This is a genomic window from Microcystis sp. M53603_WE2 (assembly GCF_030065435.1).
Genome location: NZ_JASJFF010000152.1, coordinates 1 through 5,019, shown reverse-complemented (window position 1 = coordinate 5,019; position 5,019 = coordinate 1). Strand labels below are relative to the sequence as shown.

Below are 5,019 nucleotides of genomic sequence, written 5' to 3'. Positions count from 1 at the left end.
GATTGTCAAAGATAACCTAATCATAGTCGCTCATTCAATCATGAGTCTAATCATCGTCTTAACTATGATTTTTGTGATTGTGTGATGGACTATGATTCTTTTCGAGAGAGCGACCCCATGATGTGATATAAGACAATAAATACTCATGATTGTCAAAGATAACCTAATCATAGTCGCTCATTCTAATCATCGTCTTAACTATGATTTTTGTGATTATGTGATGGACTATGATTCTTTTCGAGAGAGCGACCCCATGATGTGATATAATACAATAAATAGTCGTGATTGTCGAAAGATAACCTAATCATAGTCTATCATTCAATCATTCTAAATCATAGTTTAGACATTGAATTGTCAAAAACAACCCAATCATAGTCCATCATTAAATCATGAGTCTAATCATAGTTTAGACATTGAATTATCAGAGACAATCTAATCAAAATCCTCACTTCATCATCTAAATCCTAGCCATGACTTTTATTAATCCCCAATACCCTGAAAGTGAACTAACAGGTAAAATTATTGGTTGTGCAATGGAAGTTCACCGTATCTTAGGAAATGGTTTTCAAGAAGTAATTTATCAACGTGCTTTGGCAAAAGAAATGAACCTACAGGGATTATCTTTTTCGAGAGAACACGAAATGCCGATCTTTTATAAAGATGATCAAATAGGTACAAGACGAGTTGACTTTTTTGTTGAAGGTAAAGTGATGGTAGAATTAAAAGCCGTTATTCAACTTGAAGACGTTCACTTAGCACAAGCTATCAATTATCTCGAAGCTTATGGGTTAGATATTGGATTATTGCTTAATTTTGGAAATATCAGTTTACAGTTTAAAAGAGTTCACAAGCCGAAAAGAAAACCTAACTATAACTAGAAATAATTGAAGTGTATAAAACTTAAAATCCTAGTCCATCAAACAATCATAAAAATCATAGTTTAGACGTTTTCACAAAGCATTTTTGGGGCTACGGTTCCAGAATTCGGGCTAGTCAAGGACTAAACCCGAACTTGACCGAGTTTTTTAATCCTCTAAACTAATCTTGACCGGATTAACTTTCCAAATCTCTTGACAATATTCCCAGATTGTGCGATCGCTAGAGAATTTGGCCATACGAACCGAGTTGAGAATCGACATCCGCGTCCACTTGTCCCGATCGCGATAAGCTTCACTTACCTGTTCCTGACAATCAGCGTAGGATTGATAATCAGCTAAAAGCATATACTGGTCATCGTAGAGGAGAGAATCAACGATCGGCCTGAATAATTCCGGGTCACCATGGCTAAAATAACCACTCTTAATTCGATCGATCACTCCCTTCAATTCGCGATTATTTTTGTAATAGCTCATCGGTTCATAACCGTGTGCTTTCTTAGCATAAACTTCTCCTGCTGTCAAGCCAAAAAGGAAGAAATTTTCTGCCCCTGCTTCCTCGCGAATTTCGATATTAGCACCGTCCAGAGTCCCAATGGTGAGGGAGCCATTCATGGCAAACTTCATGTTACCGGTTCCGGAAGCTTCCTTACCCGCCGTGGAAATCTGTTCGGACAGATCCGCCGCCGGATAGATGCGTTGACCCAAAGAAACGTTAAAGTTAGGCAGGAAAACCAATTTTAAACGACCTCTGACATCAGGATCCTTATTAACAATTTCAGCTACAGCATTAGTTAACTTAATAATTAACTTAGCCATAAAGTAACCGGGGGCTGCCTTACCACCAAAGATAAAAGTGCGCGGCACGATATCGATCTGAGGGTTCTGTTTAATGCGATTGTAAAGGGCGATAATGTGCAGAACTGCCAGATGTTGGCGTTTGTATTCGTGAATCCGTTTTACCTGCACATCGAAAATCGAATTAACATCCACCTCGATATTGCGGGTTTTCAGCATATAAGCCGCTAAATCGGCCTTATTCGCCTGTTTAATTTCATACCAACGCTGACGGAATTCGGGATCATCAAGGTATTGTTCCAGTTTTCGCAATTCCTTCAGGTCTTTTAACCAATCATCGCCGATTTTTTCAGTAAATAGTGCCGATAATTGGGGATTGCTCAATAAAATCCACCGGCGCGGGGTGACACCATTGGTTTTATTGTAGAATTTTTCCGGCCAGAGCATGGCAAACTCTTTCAGGGTGTCCTTTTGCAGTAACTCTGTGTGTAAAGCGGCGACTCCGTTAATCGAGTGACTACCCACACAGGCTAAATTAGCCATGCGAATTTGTTTATTACCCCAACCAGCTTCTTCAACTATCGACAATTTGCCCAATAATTCCTCGTTATCGGGAAACCAAGTCCGCACATCCTCAAGGAAAAAGTGATTGATCAGATAGATAATTTCTAGATGTCGGGGCAGCAGTTTACCAAGTAAATCCGCCGACCAACGTTCCAGGGCTTCCGGCAATAGGGTATGATTGGTATAAGCGAAGGTTTTTTGGGTAATTGCCCAAGCTTTTGACCATTCTAAGCCGTTTTCATCCACTAACAAACGCATTAACTCAGCGATCGCAATGGCGGGGTGAGTATCGTTCAGTTGAATAGCGGCGGTTTCGTGGAAGTTTTGCAGATTTTTGTGGCTTTTTAGGTGAATGCGAATTAAATCTTGCAGGGAAGCGGCCACAAAAAAGTATTGTTGGGCGAGACGTAATTCGCGACCGGCGGGGGTGTTATCGTTGGGATAAAGGACTTTAGAAATGGTTTCCGCGTCCATTTTTTCGGCCACGGATTGATCGTATAACCCGGCGTTAAAAGCCTCAAAATTAAACGATTCACTCGCTTCTGCTTTCCAGAGACGCAAAGCGTTAACCGTGTTGGTTTTGTAACCCGGGACGGGGGTATCGTGGGGAATGGCTAAAACCCGACGTTCCGGCAGCCATTGTACCCGTTCCTGTCCCTTATCGTCGTGATAGATTTCCGTCCGGCCACCCAGTTTTACTTCCACACTTTCATCGGGACGGGGTAATTCCCAAGGATTGCCGAAGCGTAGCCAGTTATCGGGGATTTCCACCTGCCAACCGTTTTGGATGATTTGATGGAAAATGCCAAATTCGTAGCGGATCCCGTAACCGATGGCGGGAATTTCTAGGGAAGCGAGGGAATCGAGGAAACAAGCCGCTAAACGCCCTAAACCGCCGTTTCCGAGGCCGGGATCCGGTTCCTGTTCGATAATTTCCTCAAAATCAAGACCTAATTCCTCGATCATCTCTTTGATTAGGTCGTAAATACCCAAATTAGCGAGATTATTGCCTAAATACCGCCCCATGAGGAATTCGGCGGAGAAATAGCAGACGAGTTTAACTTTTTCTTGTTTGTAGGTGTCGGTGGATTTCAGAAAACGACGCAGGAGGCGATCGCGAACGGTGTAGGCAAGGGCGACATAGTAATTGTAGGGACTGGCATTACTGCGGTTAACCCCTTGCAAATAAAACAAATTGTCCAGAAAAGCCCGTTTTCGGGTTTCGTGACTCATGCCCGTGCGATCATCTTCAACTAAAGTGGGGCATTGAAGTGCTTCACGCCCATCAGCTAGGGTATAGGTTGTCTCCATGGGTTTTTGTTGTCCATATATTCGGGAGTCGATCGCCGATCAGATTCTGATGACGATATCCTTTATAGTTTACTTGTTACCTTTTGGAGAGACTCAGACATTTAGATTTCTATTGGTTTTGAGCGGATCTGCGATCGCAATTGTCGACGAAAAAAGGGTGAACCCTATCCACCCTCCCACAATTATTTACAAAAAAAGCTTAATAGCGTTTTTTTCTGTCACCACCACCACCATTGAAGGGCGCGCGCTCTTCACGCTCGCGGGCCTGGTTAACTTTAATTGATCGCCCCATCCATTCAGCACCATCCAGGGCGGCAATCGCGGCGCCTTCCTGGCCTTTATTTTCCATTTCCACGAAGGCAAAACCGCGTTTGCGGCCTGTCTCCCGATCCACGGGAATATGAACCCTTTTAACCTCGCCGTACTCTCTAAAGACATCGACCAGAGCTTCTTGGGAAATCTCGTAAGAGAGATTACCAACAAAAATAGACATAATACTTGAATCCTCGAACAATACTCGAAACGGTGTGGAGACACAAAATTCAGGGAGAAGCCGAACAATACTAAAGTAAAAAACTTACCGGATTAATACTGGAAACGAACTTGAACACCAATCTTGACTCTCGCCTCGATCATAACACAGAAAGAGTTGATCGCCGATCAGAATCTGATGGCGATATCCCTTATAGTTTACTTGGGGTTTGCTGAATAAATCTAAAAACCTTGTTAGATAAGGTTTTTAGATTTTTTTTCCCTCAAAAAGTGCTGACCCTTGGAGTGATCGGGGGTAAAATTCCGGGACTTTTTCCCTGAAAATTAGGTAACTGACCACCTGAAAATGGGTAAAACCCTACACCCCACACCCCACACCCCACACCCTACCCCCACGAAAAACTTTTTGCCGCAAACCCTACTTGTTACCTTTTGGAGAGACTCAGACATTTAGATTTCTATTGGTTTTGAGAGGAGCAGCGATCGCAATTGCCGACAAAAAAGGGTGAACCCTGTCCACCCTCCCACAATTATTCACAAAAAAAGCTTAATAGCGTTTTTTTCTGTCACCACCACCACCATTGAAGGGCGCGCGCTCTTCACGATCGCGGGCCTCGTTAACTTTAATTGATCGCCCCATCCAGTCAGCACCATCTAGTGCCTCAATTGCGGCGGCTTCCTGGGCTTTACTTTCCATTTCCACGAAGGCGAAACCGCGTTTGCGCTGTGTCTCTTTGTCCAAGGGAATATGAACCCTCTTAACCTTGCCGTACTCTGCAAAGACATCGACCAGATCTTCTTGGGAAATCTCGTAAGAGAGATTACCAACAAAAATAGACATAATACTTGAATCCTCGAACAATACTCGAAACGGTGTGGAGACACAAAATTCAGGGAGAAGCCGAACAATACTAAAGTAAAAGACTTACCGAATTAATACTGAAAACGAACTTGAACACTAATCTTGACTCTCCCCCTG

At 43.1% G+C, this 5,019-nt stretch carries 4 protein-coding genes; 1 reads left to right on the top strand and 3 read right to left on the bottom strand.

What is annotated here, in order from left to right:
- Positions 1 to 470 precede the first annotated feature (470 nt).
- Positions 471 to 878 carry a GxxExxY protein gene (locus PX481_RS03470; RefSeq protein WP_002759175.1) on the top strand — a complete coding sequence of 136 codons (408 nt, stop codon included), beginning with the start codon at positions 471 to 473 and terminating at the stop codon, positions 876 to 878.
- Between the two features lie 147 nt (positions 879 to 1,025).
- On the opposite strand, the gene PX481_RS03465 is transcribed toward PX481_RS03470, so the two are convergent.
- From PX481_RS03465 to rbp (PX481_RS03455), 3 genes are all read right to left on the bottom strand, one after another.
- Complete coding sequence (locus PX481_RS03465; RefSeq protein WP_288093680.1) at positions 1,026 to 3,548, bottom strand: glycogen/starch/alpha-glucan phosphorylase; 2,523 nt, start codon at positions 3,546 to 3,548, stop codon at positions 1,026 to 1,028.
- A 199-nt stretch (positions 3,549 to 3,747) separates the two neighbouring features.
- Positions 3,748 to 4,041 carry an RNA-binding regulator gene (rbp, locus tag PX481_RS03460; protein ID WP_288093679.1) on the bottom strand — a complete coding sequence of 98 codons (294 nt, stop codon included), beginning with the start codon at positions 4,039 to 4,041 and terminating at the stop codon, positions 3,748 to 3,750.
- Between the two features lie 546 nt (positions 4,042 to 4,587).
- Positions 4,588 to 4,881, bottom strand: coding sequence for an RNA-binding regulator (gene rbp / locus PX481_RS03455; protein WP_002759179.1), 294 nt, complete (start codon positions 4,879 to 4,881; stop codon positions 4,588 to 4,590).
- Positions 4,882 to 5,019: the final 138 nt, after the last annotated feature.